The 18472-nt window shown below is 51.9% G+C and carries 19 protein-coding genes; 13 read left to right on the top strand and 6 right to left on the bottom strand.

The genetic code is table 11. From position 1 onward, the window contains the following. Positions 1–141: 141 nt before the first annotated feature. The 4 genes from aaeX (at position 142) to HV229_RS22835 (ending at position 3656) form a co-directional block, all read left to right on the top strand. Positions 142–345: a p-hydroxybenzoic acid efflux pump operon protein AaeX gene (gene aaeX, locus HV229_RS22850; RefSeq protein ID WP_003025177.1), complete on the top strand. Its 204-nt coding sequence runs from the start codon at positions 142–144 to the stop codon at positions 343–345. A 7-nt stretch (positions 346–352) separates the two neighbouring features. After that, on the top strand, positions 353–1285 hold the full coding sequence (gene aaeA, locus HV229_RS22845) for a p-hydroxybenzoic acid efflux pump subunit AaeA (RefSeq protein ID WP_016154711.1): 933 nt from the start codon (positions 353–355) through the stop codon (positions 1283–1285). Positions 1286–1290: 5 nt separating this feature from the next. Next, entirely contained in the window at positions 1291–3258 is a 1968-nt protein-coding gene (aaeB, locus tag HV229_RS22840; protein WP_016154710.1) for a p-hydroxybenzoic acid efflux pump subunit AaeB, read from the top strand. Between the two features lie 119 nt (positions 3259–3377). Continuing rightward, positions 3378–3656, top strand: a complete 279-nt coding sequence (locus HV229_RS22835; RefSeq protein ID WP_016154709.1) for a barnase inhibitor — start codon at positions 3378–3380, stop codon at positions 3654–3656. Positions 3657–3712: 56 nt separating this feature from the next. Here the strand turns inward: HV229_RS22835 and yhcN are convergent, their stop codons facing one another. Together yhcN and argR are read right to left on the bottom strand one after the other, a co-directional pair. After that, complete coding sequence (gene yhcN / locus HV229_RS22830; RefSeq protein WP_003025165.1) at positions 3713–3979, bottom strand: peroxide/acid stress response protein YhcN; 267 nt, start codon at positions 3977–3979, stop codon at positions 3713–3715. 376 nt (positions 3980–4355) lie between these two features. Then, a complete protein-coding gene (gene argR / locus HV229_RS22825) occupies positions 4356–4826 on the bottom strand; it encodes a transcriptional regulator ArgR (RefSeq protein WP_003025162.1) in 471 nt (156 codons plus the stop codon). 436 nt (positions 4827–5262) lie between these two features. Between argR and mdh the strand changes: the two genes are divergently transcribed. Further along, the gene (gene mdh / locus HV229_RS22820) at positions 5263–6198 is read left to right on the top strand and encodes a malate dehydrogenase (RefSeq protein ID WP_008785953.1); all 936 of its coding nucleotides are present in this window, start codon (positions 5263–5265) and stop codon (positions 6196–6198) included. A gap of 120 nt (positions 6199–6318) precedes the next feature. On the opposite strand, the gene degS is transcribed toward mdh, so the two are convergent. From degS to zapG, 3 genes are all read right to left on the bottom strand, one after another. Then, positions 6319–7386 carry an outer membrane-stress sensor serine endopeptidase DegS gene (gene degS / locus HV229_RS22815; protein WP_003025154.1) on the bottom strand — a complete coding sequence of 356 codons (1068 nt, stop codon included), beginning with the start codon at positions 7384–7386 and terminating at the stop codon, positions 6319–6321. Positions 7387–7475: 89 nt separating this feature from the next. Beyond that, on the bottom strand, positions 7476–8843 hold the full coding sequence (gene degQ / locus HV229_RS22810; RefSeq protein WP_016154708.1) for a serine endoprotease DegQ: 1368 nt from the start codon (positions 8841–8843) through the stop codon (positions 7476–7478). 168 nt (positions 8844–9011) lie between these two features. Beyond that, positions 9012–9410 (bottom strand): Z-ring associated protein ZapG, encoded by a 399-nt coding sequence (zapG, locus tag HV229_RS22805; RefSeq protein ID WP_003025147.1) that lies wholly within the window; start codon positions 9408–9410, stop codon positions 9012–9014. Positions 9411–9602: 192 nt separating this feature from the next. Between zapG and zapE the strand changes: the two genes are divergently transcribed. From zapE to sspB, 5 genes are all read left to right on the top strand, one after another. Next, a complete protein-coding gene (zapE, locus tag HV229_RS22800; protein ID WP_181546472.1) occupies positions 9603–10730 on the top strand; it encodes a cell division protein ZapE in 1128 nt (375 codons plus the stop codon). A 218-nt stretch (positions 10731–10948) separates the two neighbouring features. Further along, positions 10949–11377 carry a 50S ribosomal protein L13 gene (rplM, locus tag HV229_RS22795; protein WP_003025141.1) on the top strand — a complete coding sequence of 143 codons (429 nt, stop codon included), beginning with the start codon at positions 10949–10951 and terminating at the stop codon, positions 11375–11377. A 15-nt stretch (positions 11378–11392) separates the two neighbouring features. Further along, entirely contained in the window at positions 11393–11785 is a 393-nt protein-coding gene (gene rpsI / locus HV229_RS22790; RefSeq protein WP_003025138.1) for a 30S ribosomal protein S9, read from the top strand. A 316-nt stretch (positions 11786–12101) separates the two neighbouring features. After that, positions 12102–12740 carry a stringent starvation protein SspA gene (sspA, locus tag HV229_RS22785; protein WP_003025132.1) on the top strand — a complete coding sequence of 213 codons (639 nt, stop codon included), beginning with the start codon at positions 12102–12104 and terminating at the stop codon, positions 12738–12740. 5 nt (positions 12741–12745) lie between these two features. After that, positions 12746–13249: a ClpXP protease specificity-enhancing factor gene (gene sspB / locus HV229_RS22780; RefSeq protein ID WP_016154706.1), complete on the top strand. Its 504-nt coding sequence runs from the start codon at positions 12746–12748 to the stop codon at positions 13247–13249. A 43-nt stretch (positions 13250–13292) separates the two neighbouring features. Here the strand turns inward: sspB and dcuC are convergent, their stop codons facing one another. Further along, the gene (dcuC, locus tag HV229_RS22775; RefSeq protein WP_153647187.1) at positions 13293–14660 is read right to left on the bottom strand and encodes an anaerobic C4-dicarboxylate transporter DcuC; all 1368 of its coding nucleotides are present in this window, start codon (positions 14658–14660) and stop codon (positions 13293–13295) included. A gap of 359 nt (positions 14661–15019) precedes the next feature. Between dcuC and nanR the strand changes: the two genes are divergently transcribed. The 3 genes from nanR (at position 15020) to nanT (ending at position 18446) form a co-directional block, all read left to right on the top strand. Continuing rightward, entirely contained in the window at positions 15020–15811 is a 792-nt protein-coding gene (gene nanR / locus HV229_RS22770) for a transcriptional regulator NanR (protein ID WP_016154704.1), read from the top strand. Positions 15812–15945: 134 nt separating this feature from the next. Continuing rightward, complete coding sequence (gene nanA, locus HV229_RS22765) at positions 15946–16839, top strand: N-acetylneuraminate lyase (protein ID WP_181546469.1); 894 nt, start codon at positions 15946–15948, stop codon at positions 16837–16839. Positions 16840–16955: 116 nt separating this feature from the next. Continuing rightward, a complete protein-coding gene (gene nanT / locus HV229_RS22760) occupies positions 16956–18446 on the top strand; it encodes a sialic acid transporter NanT (RefSeq protein ID WP_016154702.1) in 1491 nt (496 codons plus the stop codon). Positions 18447–18472: the final 26 nt, after the last annotated feature.

The following is an 18472-nucleotide window of genomic DNA, read 5'->3' as shown; positions in this document are numbered from 1 at the left end:
TAACAGCATAACAGTTACGTTAATATATTATTATTCAAATAACAGCTATGTCGCTCTCGCCTGGCTCATCCTTGCCCTTCTCTGCGGTGACATACGCTAGAAAATCTATCACCTGCACTCTCTTAAGCTACCAAGGTCAACATGAGTCTGTTTCCCGTTATCGTGGTGTTTGGTCTGTCCTTCCCACCGATTTTTTTCGAATTACTTTTGTCACTGGCGATTTTCTGGCTGGTGCGCCGGGTACTGGTTCCAACTGGCATCTATGATTTTGTCTGGCACCCGGCTCTGTTTAACACCGCGCTGTATTGCTGCCTGTTCTATTTAATAACGCGCCTGTTCGTTTGAGGTTGAAGTGAAAACACTAACAAGAAAACTCTCCCGTACGGCCACGACTCTCGTACTGGTCATTCTGGCCTTCATCGCCATTTTCCGCGCATGGGTGTTCTACACCGAGTCGCCGTGGACGCGTGATGCGCGCTTCAGCGCCGACGTTGTGGCAATAGCCCCGGATGTCGCCGGGCTTATCACTAACGTTAACGTTCATGATAATCAACTGGTGAAGAAAGACCAGGTCCTGTTTACCATCGATCAGCCGCGCTATAAAAAAGCGCTCGAAGAAGCGGAAGCAGACGTCGCCTACTATCAGGTGTTATCACAGGAAAAACGCCAGGAGGCCAGCCGTCGTAATCGGCTGGGCGTGCAGGCTATGTCTCGTGAAGAGATCGACCAGTCAAACAATGTCCTGCAAACCGTATTACACCAGCTTGCGAAGGCGCAGGCGACCCGCGACCTGGCGAAATTAGATCTGGAACGTACCGTCATTCGCGCGCCAGCAGATGGCTGGGTGACTAACCTGAACGTCTACAGCGGCGAATTTATTACTCGCGGCTCTACGGCGGTGGCGTTGGTCAAACAGCATTCTTTTTATGTGCTGGCCTATATGGAAGAAACCAAGCTGGAAGGCGTCCGCCCTGGGTATCGCGCAGAGATCACCCCGCTGGGCAGTAATCATGTGCTGAAGGGCACCGTTGATAGCGTGGCGGCTGGCGTAACGAATGCCAGCAGCACGCGGGACGCAAAGGGTATGGCGACCATTGATTCCAATCTTGAATGGGTGCGTCTGGCGCAGCGTGTACCGGTGCGAATTCGTCTTGATGAGCAGCAGGGAACCCTGTGGCCTGCGGGGACTACGGCTACCGTCGTCATTACCGGCAAGCAGGATCGCGATGCAAGCCGGGAATCCTTCTTCCGTAAAATGGCGCATCGCCTGCGCGAGTTTGGCTAATCGTGATGGGCATTTTCTCTATTGCCAACCAGCATATCCGCTTTGCGGTAAAACTGGCGTGCGCGATTGTACTGGCGCTGTTCGTTGGCTTTCACTTCCAACTTGAGACCCCGCGCTGGGCGGTGCTGACCGCCGCCATTGTGGCGGCTGGCCCGGCCTTTGCCGCTGGCGGAGAGCCCTATTCTGGTGCTATACGCTATCGCGGCATGCTGCGTATTGTCGGGACATTTATCGGCTGTATTGCTGCACTGATCATTATCATCAGCATGATCCGCGCCCCGTTATTGATGATCCTGGTGTGTTGTATCTGGGCCGGTTTTTGTACCTGGATCTCGTCGCTTGTGAAGATCGAAAACTCCTATGCCTGGGGACTTTCGGGCTATACGGCGCTGATCATCGTCATTACCATCCAGGCTGAACCGCTGCTGACGCCGCAATTTGCGCTCGAACGCTGTAGTGAAATAGTGATGGGGATTGTCTGTGCTATTGTGGCCGATCTGCTCTTTTCGCCCCGTTCGGTGAAACAGGAGATTGATGTCGAACTGGACAGCCTGCTGGTGGCGCAGTATCAGCTTATGCAGCTGTGCATTAAGCATGGTGACAGTGAAGAAGTGGACAAAGCCTGGGGCGATTTAGTCCGGCGTACGGCGGCACTGGAAGGCATGCGAAGTAACCTGAATATGGAGTCCTCACGCTGGGGGCGGGCTAACCGCAGGCTCAAAGCATTGAACACGCTGTCACTCACGCTCATCACGCAGTCCTGCGAAACCTATCTTATTCAGAACACTCGACCCGAACTGATCACTGATACCTTCCGCGAGTTGTTCAATATGCCGGTTGAAACGGTGCAGGATGTGCATAAACAGTTGAAGCGGATGCGGCGGGTGATTGCCTGGACCGGTGAACGCGAAACGCCGATTACGATATATAGTTGGGCTGGCGCCGCGACGCGTTACCTGTTGCTCAAACGCGGTGTACTGAGTAATACCAAAATTAGCGCCACGGAAGAAGAGATCCTGCAAGGTGAGCCAGTGGTGAAGGTGGAGTCTGCCGAGCGCCATCATGCGATGGTCAACTTCTGGCGCACCACGCTTTCTTGTGTGCTGGGAACTTTATTCTGGCTGTGGACCGGATGGACCTCCGGCAGCGGCGCAATGGTGATGATTGCGGTTGTCACTTCGCTGGCAATGCGTTTGCCCAACCCGCGCATGGTGGCGATTGACTTTATTTACGGTACGTTGGCGGCGTTACCGCTCGGGGCGCTCTATTTCCTGGTGATTATCCCCAATACGCAACAAAGCATGTTGTTACTGTGCCTGAGCCTGGCGGTGCTGGGGTTCTTTCTGGGTATAGAGGTACAGAAACGACGGCTGGGATCAATGGGGGCGCTGGCCAGCACTATTAATATCATCGTGCTGGATAACCCGATGACCTTCCACTTTAGCCAGTTCCTTGACAGTGCGCTGGGGCAAATTGTTGGCTGCGTGCTGGCATTTATCGTCATTCTGTTGGTGCGCGATAACTCTCGTGACAGAACGGGTCGCGTGTTGCTCAACCAGTTTGTCTCGGCAGCGGTTTCAGCGATGACCACCAACGTGGTACGTCGTAAAGAAAACCACCTCCCGGCGCTTTATCAGCAGCTGTTTTTGCTGATGAACAAATTTCCCGGCGACCTGGCGAAGTTTCGCCTGGCGCTGACGATGATCATTGCACATCAGCGCCTGCGCGATGCGCCGATACCGGTAAACGAGGATCTATCCGCGTTCCATCGCCAGCTTCGTCGCACTGCGGATCACGTGATTTCCGCAGGAAACGACGACAAGCGCCGACGCTACTTTAGCCAGCTGCTGGAAGAGCTTGAGATCTATCAGGAGAAATTAATCATCTGGCAAGCGCCACCGCAGGTGACCGAGCCGGTAAAACGACTTAGCGGGATGCTGCACAAATACCAGCATGCGCTGACCAGTAATTAAGAGTTGGAAACCGACGCTAAAAGCGTCGGTTTTTTTATGGCTATACTTACCTGAAAATGCAGGAGGTTCCTGCATATTGATGGTCTGTAGAGTGACTGGCGTCGGGATGGTGGCTATAGATGAACATCTATACATTTGATTTTGACGAGATAGAAGACCAGGGGGATTTCTACCGTGAGTTTACGCGCGCGTTCGGTCTCGCCCGGGAAAAGGTGGTTGATTTAGATTCTCTGTGGGAGGTGGTTATCGGGGACGTTTTACCGCTGCCGCTGGAGATTGAATTTGTTCATTTGCCGGACAAGCTACGCAGGCGATACGGCGCGCTGATTTTACTGTTCGATGAAGCGGAAGAAGAGCTGGAAGGACAGCTGCGCTTTAACGTTCGTCACTCAATGTAAGGCATAAAAAAGCCCCCGGCAGGCGGGGGCAAGTCGTCGGACTAGACGACGAGGGTTTATTTGTAGAGTTCTGCAGTCGCGTGCCAGTGAGCGCCTTCACGGAGTTCGGTGACGCGATAGCTGCTGGCACCCGCTTTTTCAGCTTTAGCGGCGATAGCCTGACGCATGTCCATTGGTGAGCTACCGATCTGAGATACGGAGATGCTGCCCATGGATTGCAGGTTCTGTGCTTCTTGTGAGTTCACCTGAGTTACTGCGGCGCTTGCACCGAAAGAGAGAACAGAAAGAAGGCTTAAGGTTGCAATAGTTGTTTTGATTTTCATGATATTTACCTCGTCGAATTCTTTTATTGGGGTCTGCGTTTCGTGACCCTCATCACAAAATCAAGTATACACTAATCACTCGATAAATTAATACCACGCTAATTGTTTCCATGCGGATTAAGTGTTAAGAAAAATATTTTTTATAACCAAACAGAATTAAAAATAGGGTTTTAAACATCAGTTTTATAATAAATTCAATTAAATCATTGAGATATGAATTTTTGCAAAATGTGCGTTTTTAACTCTTCATATTCGCTATGTGAATGACTTTTGACGGTTAAACGCACCATTTGTTAAATCAATGGCAGTGGATAATAGAGGAAGGAGGGTGGAAACAGAGGTTTTTCCCCCGCCGCGAGGCGACGGGGTGGAAGTATTACAGCTCTTGTTCGAACAGTTCCAGAATGGCTTCGTACAAATCTTTTACCGTAAAACCCTTAGCTGGGGTGGTGAAGATGGTATCGTCACCGGCAATTGTACCCAGAATCCCTTCCGCTTTACCTAATGAGTCCAGCAGACGTGCAATCAACTGAGCAGCGCCAGGGCTGGTATGAATAACCACAACTGCATCGTTGTAATCGATATCCAATACCAGATTTTTCAGTGGACTGGATGTTGTAGGTACCCCTAACTCTGCCGGCAGGCAGTACACCATTTCCATTTTCGCATTGCGGGTACGCACGGCGCCGAACTTGGTCAGCATGCGAGAAACCTTGGACTGATTGATATTATCAAAGCCCTGATCCTGCAACGCGAGGACGATTTCGCCCTGAGAGCTGAACTTTTCTTCTTTAAGCAGCGCTTTAAACGCCTTTACTAATTCTTCTTGTTTTGCCGAGCTTCGCATAAGTCACCCGTAATATGGCGGTAGAAACAACATTATTGTGCATACAGATGAATTTTTATGCAAACAGTCTGCCTTGTTCAAGGCTGAAATAATGTTATGAAAGAGCGGAATTTTATCAAATTTCGTTATCAAGAAACATGCCTGTGTCACGGCTCGCAAATAAGGTTAAAAGTAAATTAAATGTTATCAAATTGATGTTGTTTTGAGAGGTGGGTAGGGTATATTGTCAGCACCTGTTGGAAAGTTGCTCTACTGTGCGGGTGGTTTTGAATTACGTAACTTAGGTTTTATTTTACGTAAGTTAAATGCATAAAAGCCAAATTTGCGTGACTACGCATTCTTGACGCGTGGTTGTTGTATTCGTTGGATTTGTGAATTAAGGTCGCCGCCGCGGAGCAATAGACACTTTGCTTATCAATATAATAAGGAGTTTAGGATGAAAGTTGCAGTCCTCGGCGCTGCTGGTGGTATCGGTCAGGCGCTAGCATTACTGTTAAAAACCCAACTGCCTTCAGGTTCAGAACTCTCCCTGTACGACATCGCTCCAGTAACGCCTGGCGTGGCCGTTGATTTGAGCCATATCCCTACTGCTGTGAAAATCAAAGGCTTCAGCGGCGAAGACGCTACCCCTGCACTGGAAGGTGCTGATGTGGTACTGATCTCTGCGGGTGTCGCACGTAAACCGGGTATGGATCGTTCCGACCTGTTCAACGTTAACGCCGGTATCGTGAAGAACCTGGTGCAGCAGGTTGCTAAAACCTGCCCGAAGGCATGTATCGGAATTATCACCAACCCGGTGAACACGACCGTTGCTATCGCTGCAGAAGTGCTGAAAAAAGCAGGCGTATACGATAAGAACAAACTGTTTGGCGTGACCACGCTGGACATCATCCGCTCCAACACCTTTGTTGCGGAACTGAAAGGCAAGCAGCCTGGTGACGTTGAAGTCCCGGTTATTGGCGGCCACTCTGGCGTGACCATTCTCCCGCTGCTGTCACAAATCCCTGGCGTGAGCTTCACTGAGCAAGAAGCGGCTGACCTGACCAAACGTATCCAGAATGCAGGTACTGAAGTTGTGGAAGCTAAAGCCGGTGGCGGATCTGCAACCCTGTCTATGGGTCAGGCTGCAGCACGTTTCGGCCTGTCACTGGTTCGCGCGCTGAGCGGCGAAAAAGGCGTGGTTGAATGTGCTTACGTTGAAGGCGACGGCCAGTATGCTCGCTTCTTCTCTCAGCCGCTGCTGTTGGGTAAAAACGGCGTAGAAGAACGCCAGTCTATCGGCAAGCTGAGCGCATTTGAGCAGAGCTCGCTGGAAGGTATGCTGGATACGCTGAAGAAAGATATCACCCTGGGTGAAGAGTTCGTTAAATAACGCCTTTATGTAGGCCGGATGGCGGTGTTTAACGCTTTATCCGTCCTACAAATATCGCGAATTTGACGCATAAAAAAACCGGAGCTATCTCCGGTTTTTTTACATCATTTCGCTTGTGATTTAGTTTGTAGCCGGGTATTCCTGAATCGTTACCTGCAGCGTCAACTGCTTGTCATCACGCATCACGACAACAGAGATAACCGAACCTGGGCGAATCTCTGCCACCTGGTCCATGGTTTCCAGCGCAGATACTGCCGGTTTGTTATTGACCGAAATAATCAGATCGTTAACCTGAATTCCAGCCTGTGCTGCCGGACCGTCTGGGGCCACTTCGTTAACCACTATCCCCTGAATTTGATCCATCCCGCCGCCCTGGGCGTGCAGTGGCGCAATTTCGCGACCGCTGATGCCGATGTAGCCACGAATCACGCGCCCGTCACGAATCAGCTTATCCATGATTTTGGTTGCCAACTGAAACGGAATAGCAAAGCCGATCCCTTCCGGGGTTTCGCCATCGTTGCTCTTATCAAATGACAGCGTGTTAATACCCATTAACTCGCCCAGCGAGTTGACCAACGCGCCGCCGGAGTTGCCGTGGTTGATGGAGGCATCCGTTTGCAGGAAGTTTTGCCGTCCAGTCGGGTTCAGGCCAATACGACCGGTGGCGCTGATAATCCCCTGAGTGATGGTTTGCCCAAGGTTGTACGGGTTACCAATAGCGAGGACGACATCGCCGATGTGCGGCACGCGTTTGTTATTAATTGGAATTGTCGGCAGTCCGCCAGTCGCGTTGATTTTCAGCACCGCAAGATCGGTTAACGTATCAGAACCCACTAGCAGCGCTTCGAATACACGCCCATCCTGCAACGCGACGATGATTTGGTCGGCATCATTAATGACGTGCTTATTGGTAATGATATAGCCGCGCTGATCCATGATAACGCCTGAGCCGAGTGTGCGGATCTCAAGCTGGTTATGCGCTGTGCTGTTCATACTACGGTTATAAACGTTAACGACGGCAGGCGCTGCACGGCGAACCGCCGGGTTATAGCTGGCGGGCGTTTCATCTGCACTGTCGAACTGTGGCGCGGTAAGCGTATTTATTTTTCGCAGAGAGGGCATCGCGGCCAGCAGAATAGCGCCGACGATTAAACCAATCGCGACCGAACGTAAAAGCTTCACAAACATGATGGCGGCGTCATTAATAAAGGGAACGGCAGCAGCATATCACGAGTTTACCGGACATCACACGGGGGGCTGATGTCCGGTTGCATGCGTTAACGCAGGAGCAGGTAAATACTCTCGTTACCACGAACTACCTGCAGAGCGATGATCGACGGTTTCGTTTCCAGCACTTTACGCATTTCGGCGATCGAGTTTACACGATCGCGGTTAACGCCAATGATAACGTCATCTTTATGCAGACCGGCCTGCGCGGCTGGGCTACTTTTTTCAACGTTATCAATTTTGATGCCTTTGGTGCCGTCTTTAAGCTGACCGTCACTGAGCGTAGCCCCTTGCAACGCAGGAGCAATCATCTCCGCGCTGGCGGACGATGATGTACTGGTATCCAGGGTTACTTCAACCTCCAGCGGTTTACCGTTACGCAGCAGGCCCAGTTTGACTTTAGTCCCTGGTTCGGTTGTCGCTATGCGTGAACGCAGTTCGGCGAAGCTGTTGAGCGGTTTGCCGTTGAGGCTGGTAATGACGTCACCAGACTTCACACCTGCTTTTGCGGAGCCAGAGTTAGGCAGAACCTCGCTGACAAACGCGCCGCGCTGCACGTCCAGTTTGAACGCTTTGGCGATATCGGCGGTCATTTCGGTGCCTTTAATTCCCAGCAGACCACGTTTGATTTCACCAAACTGCATCAGTTGCTGCGCCAGCGTGCGTGCCATATTGCTCGGGATCGCAAAACCAATACCGATGCTACCGCCGCCGGGGGCCAGAATCGCGGTGTTAATGCCAATCAGCTCACCATTGAGGTTTAGCAACGCGCCGCCGGAGTTACCCCGGTTGATGGAGGCATCGGTCTGAATAAAGTTTTCCAGACCTTCCAGGTTCAACCCGCTGCGACCCAAAGCCGATACGATGCCGGAGGTGGCCGTTTGCCCCAAACCAAACGGGTTACCCACGGCCACCGCGAAATCACCGACGCGGAGTTTGTCGGAGTCGGCAATGGCAATTTGCGTCAGGTTGCTGGGGTGTTGAATTTGCAGCAGAGCGATATCGCTCTGGTCGTCGCTGCCGATAAGCTTAGCGTCGAACTCACGGCCATCGTTAAGCTGGACGCTGATTTTTTGCGCCTGATTGATGACGTGATTATTGGTCAGGACGTAGCCTTTGGCGGCATCAATGATGACCCCGGAACCCAGCCCTTCAAAAGGTTGTGCAGGTTGATCGGGAAGTTCATCACCAAAAAACTTTTTGAACTCTTCCGGGACTTTCTGCCCCTGAGCGGCGGTGCCTTCGACCCTTACGCTCACCACGGCAGGTAACACTTTCTCCAGCATCGGGGCGAGGCTGGGGAGCGCAGCCTGACCGGGAACCTGGCCGGGAATCGACGCTGCGGCTGGGAATGGTGCCGAGAGAGTTAACCCGACACTTAACGCTAATGCACTCAACAGCTGGGTGTGTTTTTTCATGGATCCTGCTCTCGTACCTTGAGTAAACGGAAGATGATTCAAAACAGTTTGATGTTATTGAATTTTCGGTTTGGTCACAATGAGGCTAACGACTAAATAATAGCTGGGACAGGAAGAGAAGCGGAGGGCGCAATTGCTGCGCCCAATAAATTTCTTAACGATGTGCAGTTAGTCGCGCTTTGCGCCACTACGCAGCAGGCCAGATGCGCCTTCAGAATAGTCACGCGGCATCTGAACCGGCGCCTGATCGTTACCCGCTTCGGATTCTGCCAGACGATTACGGAACGGATTATTTTCCGGTGACATACCCGGCAGCAGGTTGCTGGAGCTTTTCGCCATATGCTGGTAGATCTGACGATAATCGTCCGCCATGTTATCCAGCAGTTCAGCGCTGCGGGCAAAGTGGCTCACCAGCTCTTCGCGGTACTCTTCCAGCTCAGCTTTATTTTTTTCCAGTTCGTACTGCAATGCCTGCTGTTGGCGTAATTTACGATTACCAAAACGCATGGCTACAGCACCAATAATGATACCGACGACTAACCCAATTAGCGCATATTCCCAGGTCATGAACATCTCCCGTTGTCTTGTGTTTCCGTAGGGTGTTGGCTTTAGGCTCCATGCCTGCGCCTGATTATGCCACTATAACCGCTAATCCCGTAGAAGTGGAATCCCGTGTTTATATCACGTAATGTAGAACGGCCTTTTTTTCGTCAACCGTGAGCGACGGCACATCGATTCTCAAGGAATAACAATAACATCATGCAAAGCCTTTCCCCGACATTGCGTTACCAGCAAGCCCTCAAAGACGGCAGTCATCAGCCCGACAACGTACAACAAGAAGCAGTGAATCGACTGGAAACAATTTTCCAGGCGCTTTCGACGCCAGCACGTCCTGCGCCGCAGGAGAGCGGACTGATGGCGCGTTTTGGCAAATTGCTGGGAAAACGTGAGTCATCGACCAATGCGCCGGTGCGTGGTCTGTATATGTGGGGCGGAGTCGGGCGCGGAAAAACGTGGCTGATGGATCTGTTCTACCATAGCCTGCCGGGCGGGCGTAAACAGCGTTTGCACTTTCACCGTTTTATGCTGCGCGTCCATGAAGAGCTTACGGCCCTGCAGGGGCAGAGCGATCCGCTGGAAATCATTGCCGACCGCTTTAAGGCCGAAACGGACGTGCTGTGCTTTGACGAATTTTTTGTTTCTGACATCACCGACGCCATGCTGCTCGGCGGCCTGATGAAGGCGCTGTTTGCCCGTGGTATTACGCTGGTGGCAACCTCCAATATTCCGCCTGATGAGCTGTATCGCAACGGTTTGCAACGCACGCGCTTTCTTCCTGCCATTGATGCCATCAAACAGCATTGTGACATCATGAATGTCGATGCTGGCGTCGATTATCGTCTGCGCACCTTAACGCAGGCGCATTTGTGGTTGTCGCCACTGAATGAGGAAACCCGCCAGCAGATGGACAAGCTCTGGCTGGCATTAGCGGGAACGAAAAGTGAACATGCGCCGACGTTGGAGATCAATCATCGTCCGATGCAGACGCTGGCCGTCGAAAACCAAACGCTGGCGGTGTCGTTCACCACGCTCTGTGTCGATGCACGTAGTCAGCATGACTACATTGCGCTATCGCGTTTGTTTCATACGGTGCTGTTGTCTGATGTGCCGGTCATGACGACTCTGATGGAGAGCGAAGCGCGGCGTTTTATCGCACTGGTGGATGAGTTCTACGAACGCCACGTTAAGCTGGTGGTCAGTGCGGCCTCACCTCTTTATGAAATCTATCAGGGCGAGCGTCTGAAGTTTGAATTTCAGCGTTGTTTGTCGCGTTTGCAGGAGATGCAAAGCGAAGAGTATCTGAAGCGGGAACATTTAGCCGGTTAAACCTGCTGCAAATCACATAAAGGGGTCGATCTTTGACCCTGACTTCTCTATAATCTTGCGACCCCACGTTACGAGAGAGTTTTTTTCCCAAAACTTTCTATGCGCCGGCATAGGCTATTCGAAGGGGTAGGTTTGCTGGACAATGTCGTGTGAACCTCAACTGACAAAACGTTTGGGTGTTCACCAACGTGTAACTTATTTATTTGGGTAAGCTTTTAATGAAAACTTTTACAGCTAAACCAGAAACCGTAAAACGCGACTGGTATGTTGTTGACGCGACCGGTAAAACTCTGGGCCGTCTGGCTTCCGAACTGGCTCTGCGCCTGCGCGGTAAGCACAAAGCGGAATATACTCCGCACGTAGATACCGGTGATTACATCATCGTTCTGAACGCTGACAAAGTTGCTGTAACTGGCAACAAGCGTACTGACAAAGTGTACTATCACCACACCGGTCACATCGGCGGTATCAAACAAGCGACCTTTGAAGAGATGATTGCTCGCCGTCCTGAGCGTGTGCTTGAAATCGCGGTTAAAGGCATGCTGCCAAAAGGCCCGCTGGGTCGTGCTATGTTCCGTAAACTGAAAGTTTACGCTGGCAACGAGCACAACCACGCGGCACAGCAACCGCAAGTTCTTGACATCTAATCGGGATTATAGGCAATGGCTGAAAATCAATACTACGGCACTGGTCGCCGCAAAAGTTCCGCAGCTCGCGTTTTCATCAAACCGGGCAGTGGTAAAATCGTAATCAACCAACGTTCTCTGGAACAGTACTTCGGTCGTGAAACTGCCCGCATGGTAGTTCGTCAGCCGCTGGAACTGGTCGACATGGTTGAGAAACTGGATCTGTACATCACTGTTAAAGGTGGTGGTATCTCTGGTCAGGCTGGTGCGATCCGTCACGGTATCACCCGCGCTCTGATGGAGTACGACGAATCCCTGCGTGGCGAACTGCGTAAAGCTGGCTTCGTTACCCGTGATGCTCGTCAGGTTGAACGTAAGAAAGTCGGTCTGCGTAAAGCACGTCGTCGTCCTCAGTTCTCCAAACGTTAATTGTACTCTGCTTCGGCAGACAACAATTTGCGAAAAAACCCGCTTCGGCGGGTTTTTTTATCGTTACTGCTCTCCGTATAACCACGGTAATCCGCTGATTGCCACCTCTTTTTCCCCATTTCAAGAATCGACTCACCACAAAGGTCACAAAATCTGGTAAACTATCATCCAATTTTCTGCCCAAATGTCCGGTATCGTTCATTTTTTGTTTGTATTTTGAACAGTAATGGCTTTCCCGAATATGGGTGACATCACTTCTGGCTGGCCACTTAGTGGCTGGTAGCAGTAAAAATTCTGAATATACCTGGAGGTTTTCATGGCTGTCGCTGCCAACAAACGTTCGGTAATGACGCTGTTTTCTGGTCCTACTGACATCTATAGCCATCAGGTCCGCATTGTGCTGGCTGAGAAAGGTGTTAGTTTCGAGATTGAGCATGTGGAGAAGGACAATCCACCGCAGGATCTGATCGACCTCAACCCGAATCAGAGCGTACCGACACTGGTGGATCGTGAGCTGACCCTGTGGGAATCTCGCATCATTATGGAATACCTGGATGAGCGCTTCCCGCATCCGCCGCTGATGCCGGTTTACCCGGTTGCGCGTGGTGAAAGCCGCCTGTACATGCAGCGTATTGAAAAAGACTGGTACACGCTGATGAACGTCATCGTGAACGGTTCTGCTTCTGAAGCCGAAGTCGCGCGTAAGCGTCTGCGCGAAGAACTGCTGGCAATTGCACCAGTATTTGGCCAGAAACCTTACTTCCTGAGCGATGAGTTCAGCCTGGTAGACTGCTACCTGGCGCCGCTGCTGTGGCGTTTACCGCAGTTGGGCATTGAATTCAACGGTGCAGGTTCGAAAGAACTGAAAGGGTACATGACTCGCGTCTTTGAACGTGATTCTTTCCTGGCTTCTCTGACTGAGCCTGAACGTGAAATGCGTCTGGGCCGGGGTTAACCTGTATGGATTTGCCACAGCTAACACCACGCCGTCCGTATCTGCTGCGCGCATTCTATGAGTGGTTGTTAGACAACCAGCTTACGCCGCACCTGGTGGTGGATGTGACGCTTCAGGACGTGCAGGTTCCTATGGAATATGCGCGTGATGGGCAAATTGTTCTGAATATCGCACCGCGTGCGGTGGGTAACCTGGAACTGGCTAACGATGAAGTGCGCTTTAACGCGCGCTTCGGTGGTGTGCCGCGTCAGGTTTCTGTACCGCTGGCGGCAGTTCTGGCAATTTATGCTCGTGAAAATGGCGCCGGTACTATGTTCGAGCCGGAAGCCGCCTACGACGAAGATGTCGCCAGCTTAAATGATGACGACAACGACGCACCTGGTTTTGAGAGTGAAACGGTCATGTCGGTCATTGATGGCGATAAGCCTGACAATGGCGACGACAACGATCCGGATGACACTCCGCCGCCGCCTCGCGGTGGGCGTCCAGCGCTACGCGTAGTGAAATAAAAAACAGGCCCTTTGGGGCCTGTTCTGTTTTCTGCCTTCGGGATCAGTAAAACAACGTGATGGTGACTATCATATTGACCACAAATCCCACCGCCATCGGGATGGCCGTACGTTTTACCACCTCAAAGGGCGATACGCCCGCAATACCTGATGTCACCACAATGACCGCTGTAATGGGGGATACCGCCCGGGCCAGCGTAGTAGCAAAATGCATCGGCATAATCATCACTACCGCAGGAATATGTAGTCCGGCTGCTATATCTGGAATCAGGCTGGCAAAAGACATAAACGGCGCGTTACCTGACCCCATGACAATCGCACAGGCGGCAATGACCACGGCCATGATGATCATCACGCCGATACCGCCAAGGCCGGAATGCTCTGCACCTTTTATTACGGCGTCGACAGTCCCGATAGTCGTCAACCCTTTCGCAAAGATCTCACCGGCGACCACCAGCGTGACAACGTTGGCAAACTGGGTTCCCATGCCGTCAAAGAAGGCCTGCACATCATCCATCGTTTCACGCAGATTATGTTTATGCAGGAACTCGACAAACATCGTCAGCGTCATGCTCATCAGCATGACCACCACCAGATTCAGCTCTGTTTTCATTAACCCCATATGTGCCAGGGCAAGCGAGCCCAACATCAGAAGCAGCGGCATGACGGGTAGAATGGCGTAATAGAGAGGTGGCACGTTTTCCAGCGTCTTTTGTTCAGCGAATCCGTTGCGTTCCGGGAATGCTTTTTTATCAAACTGCCGCTGAACGAAAAAATGTGCAATAGCGACGGCGACGATAACGCACGATGCGACGGGTAACTGATAGTGAAAGAAGTAGGTAGCGATTTTCATGCCCGCCACCTGCGCGGCAAAAATAGAGTTGGTTTCCAGAATGCCCCATTCAATTGACATTGAAGTGGCAATGACCGCCACCGCGGATAAACGGCTCACGCCAAGACTGACCAGCGTCGGGAACAGCGTCACCATCAGCAGCATGCCTAACCCGGAAGCGCTGGTGATGAACTGCGCCATGATCTGACCAATCACATAGGTGGCGGCAAGAACAACATAGGGTGAGCGGATTAGCTTAAGCGGACGGCTTAACAGGCTAACCATCGCTCTGCTGGCCCCCATCCTGTCCATATAACGGGCATAACCACCTACCGCCATGATTGATAACCCTAGTCCGGCCGCCCGATTGGAAAGCATACGCAGAATTTCGTTGTAAATATCGACCAGTAGATAGCCGCTGCTCTTGTCGTTAGCGACCAGCGCGCCGTAGCCTAGCCAGACGCCGCAGATCATCAGGAAGATCCCCGCGGCTGCCAGCACTACCTGCGGTTTGTAGTTTTTGAGGATCAGGTAACCCATCGTTAATAAAACGATGACAGAGATAATGATGCCGAACATTGTTTCACTCCATGCCAGAGAAGAAGATAAATCCGGTAATAACGCTGTTGTCCAAACGGATGTTATATTTTTTCGGGCGATTTTTATGGAGTGAATATCTTATTTTTAATTCGATGTTTAAATTATTTATCGTTATAAAATAGATGGTTATGATAATTTATCACGTTCATGTTCATAAATTTCACGAAGCGAATATGATTGTTTTCAATTAAAGATAAGCTGAATGTTTTAGCGTAACAAAATATCCGGATGGGTTAGACCGCCAATAAGCCCGACAGTCTGATTGACCATCATTTCACCCTGCTTTCGATCCTGTGTTAGGATAAACCCGCTGTTATTTGTCACCACGACTTAGCTGAATGGGCCCTATGAACGCATTTGATTCGCAAGCTGAAGACTCTCCATCCACCATTGGCCGTAGCTTACGCAACCGCCCGCTGGCGCGTAAAAAGCTGTCTGAAATGGTTGAAGAAGAACTGGAGCAGATGATTCGTCGTCGGGAATTTGGCGAGGGCGAACAGTTGCCGTCTGAGCGGGAGCTGATGGCCTTCTTTAACGTGGGCCGTCCTTCTGTACGAGAAGCGCTGGCAGCGTTAAAACGCAAAGGTCTGGTGCAAATCAACAATGGCGAGCGCGCCCGCGTTTCGCGTCCTTCAGCTGATACCATTATCAGCGAGCTGTCCGGTATGGCGAAAGATTTCCTCGCGCATCCCGGCGGCATTGCCCACTTCGAACAGCTGCGACTGTTCTTTGAATCCAGCCTGGTACGATACGCCGCAGAACATGCGACGGATGAGCAAATCGACAGACTGGCGAAAGCACTGGAGATCAACAGCCAGTCGCTCGATGACAATACGCTGTTCATTCGCTCGGACGTTGATTTTCATCGCATACTGGCGGAGATCCCGGGCAATCCCATCTTTATGGCTATCCATGTTGCGCTGTTAGACTGGCTAATTGCCGCCCGTCCGACCGTGGCCGACCAAGAGTTGTATGAGCACAATAACGTGAGTTATCAGCAGCATATCGCTATTGTGGACGCGATTCGTCAGCGCGACCCTGAGGAAGCTGACCGCGCACTGCAAGAACATCTCAACAGCGTTTCCGCTACCTGGCACGCCTTCAGCAAAAGTAAAAAATTGCGTAAGTAATCGCGATCCTGACGATCGTTTAGTGAGGCAGATCGCACTATAAGCGTTCTGTATTGTATTGCTGCTTATTTGATCTGGTATAACAGGTATAAAGGTATGCAGTCAGATAACACTAATCATCATCAGAGGTAGCTATGGCAAGAGATTTAAAAGGCGTAATGCCAGCGTTGTTAACCCCATTCGATAGCCAACAGCGACTGGACATTGAGAGCCTGCGCCGCCTGGTGCGTTTCAACATTGGGCAAGGGATCGACGGGCTCTATGTCGGTGGGTCTACGGGTGAGGCATTTGTCCAAAACCGCGCTGAGAGAGAGCAGGTACTGGAAATTGTTGCCGAAGAAGCGAAAGGTAAGGTGACGCTGATCGCTCACGTTGGCACAGTGAGTACCGAAGAGAGCCAACAGCTGGCGAGTGCCGCGCATCGCTACGGCTTTGATGCGGTTTCAGCCGTCACACCGTTTTACTATCCGTTCAGTTTTGAAGAGCACTGCGATCACTACCGCGCAATTATTGATTCCGCTGATGGCTTGCCGATGGTGGTCTATAACATCCCGGCGCTGAGCGGCGTAAAACTGACGCTGGATCAAATCAACACGCTGGTGACGTTGCCGGGCGTTGGCGCGCTGAAGCAAACCTCAGGCGATCTCTATCAGATGGAACAGATCCGCCGCACTCACCCCGATCTGGTGCTTTATAACGGTTATGACGAGATCTTCGCTTCTGGTCTGTTGGCGGGCGCAGATGGCGGTATCGGTAGCACTTACAACATTATGGGATGGCGTTATCAGGGAATTGTGAAAGCGCTCAAAGAAGGCGACATCCGGACGGCGAAAAAGCTGCAAACCGAGTGCAATAAGGTTATCGATCTGCTCATTAAGGTTGGCGTGTTCCGCGGCCTGAAGACGGTATTGCACTATATGGACGTGGTTTCTGTTCCGCTGTGCCGTAAACCATTTGCCCCGGTAGATGAACAATATCTGCCGGAACTGAAAGCGCTGGCCCAGCAATTAATGCTGGAACGCGACTGATCGGACGCCGGATAGCACAATGCTTATCCGGCCTGCAAAAACAAGACTCGTAGGCCGGATAAGGCGAATCCGCCATCCGGCACCACAACGAAAATAAAGATCGTCGGGAGAGTAAAATGAGTACTTCTACCCAGAGCATCCCGTGGTATCGCCATCTCAATCGGGCGCAATGGCGGGCATTTTCCGCCGCCTGGCTGGGATATTTGCTTGATGGTTTTGATTTTGTATTAATCGCCCTTGTGCTGACGGAAGTACAAGGCGAATTCGGACTGACGACGGTGCAGGCGGCCAGTCTGATCTCGGCCGCTTTTATCTCCCGCTGGTTTGGCGGGTTAATGCTGGGCGCGATGGGCGACCGTTATGGACGCCGTCTGGCGATGGTCACCAGTATCATTCTGTTCTCTGTGGGGACGCTGGCCTGCGGCTTCGCGCCGGGCTACACCACCATGTTTATCGCCCGCCTGGTTATCGGTATGGGGATGGCTGGTGAGTACGGCTCCAGCGCAACTTATGTTATTGAAAGCTGGCCCAGGCACCTGCGAAACAAAGCCAGCGGCTTCCTGATTTCCGGCTTCTCTGTAGGCGCAGTGATCGCCGCGCAGGTCTACAGCCTGGTGGTCCCGGTCTGGGGATGGCGCGCGCTGTTCTTCATCGGCATTTTGCCGATTATCTTCGCCCTCTGGCTGCGTAAAAATATTCCGGAAGCGGAAGACTGGAAAGAGAAACACGAAGGCAAAGCGCCGGTACGCACGATGGTGGACATTCTCTACCGGGGCGAACATCGGGTTATTAATATTGTGATGACTCTCGCCGCCGCAACCGCGCTGTGGTTCTGCTTTGCAGGCAACCTGCAAAATGCGGCTATCGTGGCGGTCCTTGGCCTGATATGCGCGTTTATCTTCATTAGTTTTATGGTGCAAAGCAGCGGGAAACGCTGGCCGACGGGCGTCATGCTGATGGTGGTTGTGCTGTTTGCCTTCCTTTACTCATGGCCGATTCAGGCGCTGCTGCCAACCTATCTGAAAACTGAACTGCTGTATGACCCTTCCACTGTCGCCAGGGTGCTCTTCTTTAGCGGCTTTGGCGCGGCGGTCGGTTGTTGCGTCGGTGGTTTTCTTGGCGACTGGCTGGGCACGCGTAAGGCCTATGTCTGCAGTCTGCTGGCTTCGCAGTTGCTGATTATTCCAGTGTTTGCGATTGGCGGCTCAAACGTCTGGGTACTGGGTTTACTGCTGTTTTTCCAGCAAATGCTCGGTCAGGGGATCTCCGGGATCTTACCAAAACTGATTGGCGGCTATTTCGATACCGACCAGCGTGCGGCGGGTCTGGGCTTCACCTACAACGTGGGTGCACTGGGCGGGGCGCTGGCACCGATCATCGGTGCGCTGATTGCCCAACGACTGGATCTGGGCACCGCATTGGGATCGCTCTCTTTCGGCCTGACATTTGTGGTGATCCTGCTGATTGGTCTCGATATGCCGTCTCGCGTACAGCGCTGGCTGCGGCCTGAAGCATTGCGTACGCATGATGCCATTGATGGCAAACCGTTTAGCGGGGCCGTGCCGTTCGGCGGTGACAAAAGCACCATGGTGAAATCCAAAAGTTAATCCGTTTGCCCGGTCCTGCGCCGGGC

This window comes from Citrobacter sp. RHBSTW-00524, assembly GCF_013747755.1.
In the GTDB taxonomy this organism is placed as follows: Bacteria; Pseudomonadota; Gammaproteobacteria; order Enterobacterales; family Enterobacteriaceae; genus Citrobacter; species Citrobacter braakii.
The sequence above is the reverse complement of the archived record's forward strand: the minus strand, read 5'-3'. Positions and strand labels throughout refer to the sequence as shown.

What these genes read in the sequence shown, in the direction of transcription:
- zapG (WP_003025147.1), bottom strand. Translation starts at nt 9,410, where the DNA reads ATGACCTGGGAATATGCGCTAATTGGGTTAGTCGTCGGTATCATTATT.
- degS (WP_003025154.1), bottom strand. Translation starts at nt 7,386, where the DNA reads ATGTTTGTGAAGCTTTTACGTTCGGTCGCGATTGGTTTAATCGTCGGC.
- nanT (WP_016154702.1), top strand. Translation starts at nt 16,956, where the DNA reads ATGAGTACTTCTACCCAGAGCATCCCGTGGTATCGCCATCTCAATCGG.
- HV229_RS22835 (WP_016154709.1), top strand. Translation starts at nt 3,378, where the DNA reads ATGAACATCTATACATTTGATTTTGACGAGATAGAAGACCAGGGGGAT.
- nanR (WP_016154704.1), top strand. Translation starts at nt 15,020, where the DNA reads ATGGGCCCTATGAACGCATTTGATTCGCAAGCTGAAGACTCTCCATCC.
- yhcN (WP_003025165.1), bottom strand. Translation starts at nt 3,979, where the DNA reads ATGAAAATCAAAACAACTATTGCAACCTTAAGCCTTCTTTCTGTTCTC.
- sspA (WP_003025132.1), top strand. Translation starts at nt 12,102, where the DNA reads ATGGCTGTCGCTGCCAACAAACGTTCGGTAATGACGCTGTTTTCTGGT.
- argR (WP_003025162.1), bottom strand. Translation starts at nt 4,826, where the DNA reads ATGCGAAGCTCGGCAAAACAAGAAGAATTAGTAAAGGCGTTTAAAGCG.
- sspB (WP_016154706.1), top strand. Translation starts at nt 12,746, where the DNA reads ATGGATTTGCCACAGCTAACACCACGCCGTCCGTATCTGCTGCGCGCA.
- rplM (WP_003025141.1), top strand. Translation starts at nt 10,949, where the DNA reads ATGAAAACTTTTACAGCTAAACCAGAAACCGTAAAACGCGACTGGTAT.
- aaeX (WP_003025177.1), top strand. Translation starts at nt 142, where the DNA reads ATGAGTCTGTTTCCCGTTATCGTGGTGTTTGGTCTGTCCTTCCCACCG.
- nanA (WP_181546469.1), top strand. Translation starts at nt 15,946, where the DNA reads ATGGCAAGAGATTTAAAAGGCGTAATGCCAGCGTTGTTAACCCCATTC.
- zapE (WP_181546472.1), top strand. Translation starts at nt 9,603, where the DNA reads ATGCAAAGCCTTTCCCCGACATTGCGTTACCAGCAAGCCCTCAAAGAC.
- rpsI (WP_003025138.1), top strand. Translation starts at nt 11,393, where the DNA reads ATGGCTGAAAATCAATACTACGGCACTGGTCGCCGCAAAAGTTCCGCA.
- degQ (WP_016154708.1), bottom strand. Translation starts at nt 8,843, where the DNA reads ATGAAAAAACACACCCAGCTGTTGAGTGCATTAGCGTTAAGTGTCGGG.
- aaeB (WP_016154710.1), top strand. Translation starts at nt 1,291, where the DNA reads ATGGGCATTTTCTCTATTGCCAACCAGCATATCCGCTTTGCGGTAAAA.
- mdh (WP_008785953.1), top strand. Translation starts at nt 5,263, where the DNA reads ATGAAAGTTGCAGTCCTCGGCGCTGCTGGTGGTATCGGTCAGGCGCTA.
- dcuC (WP_153647187.1), bottom strand. Translation starts at nt 14,660, where the DNA reads ATGTTCGGCATCATTATCTCTGTCATCGTTTTATTAACGATGGGTTAC.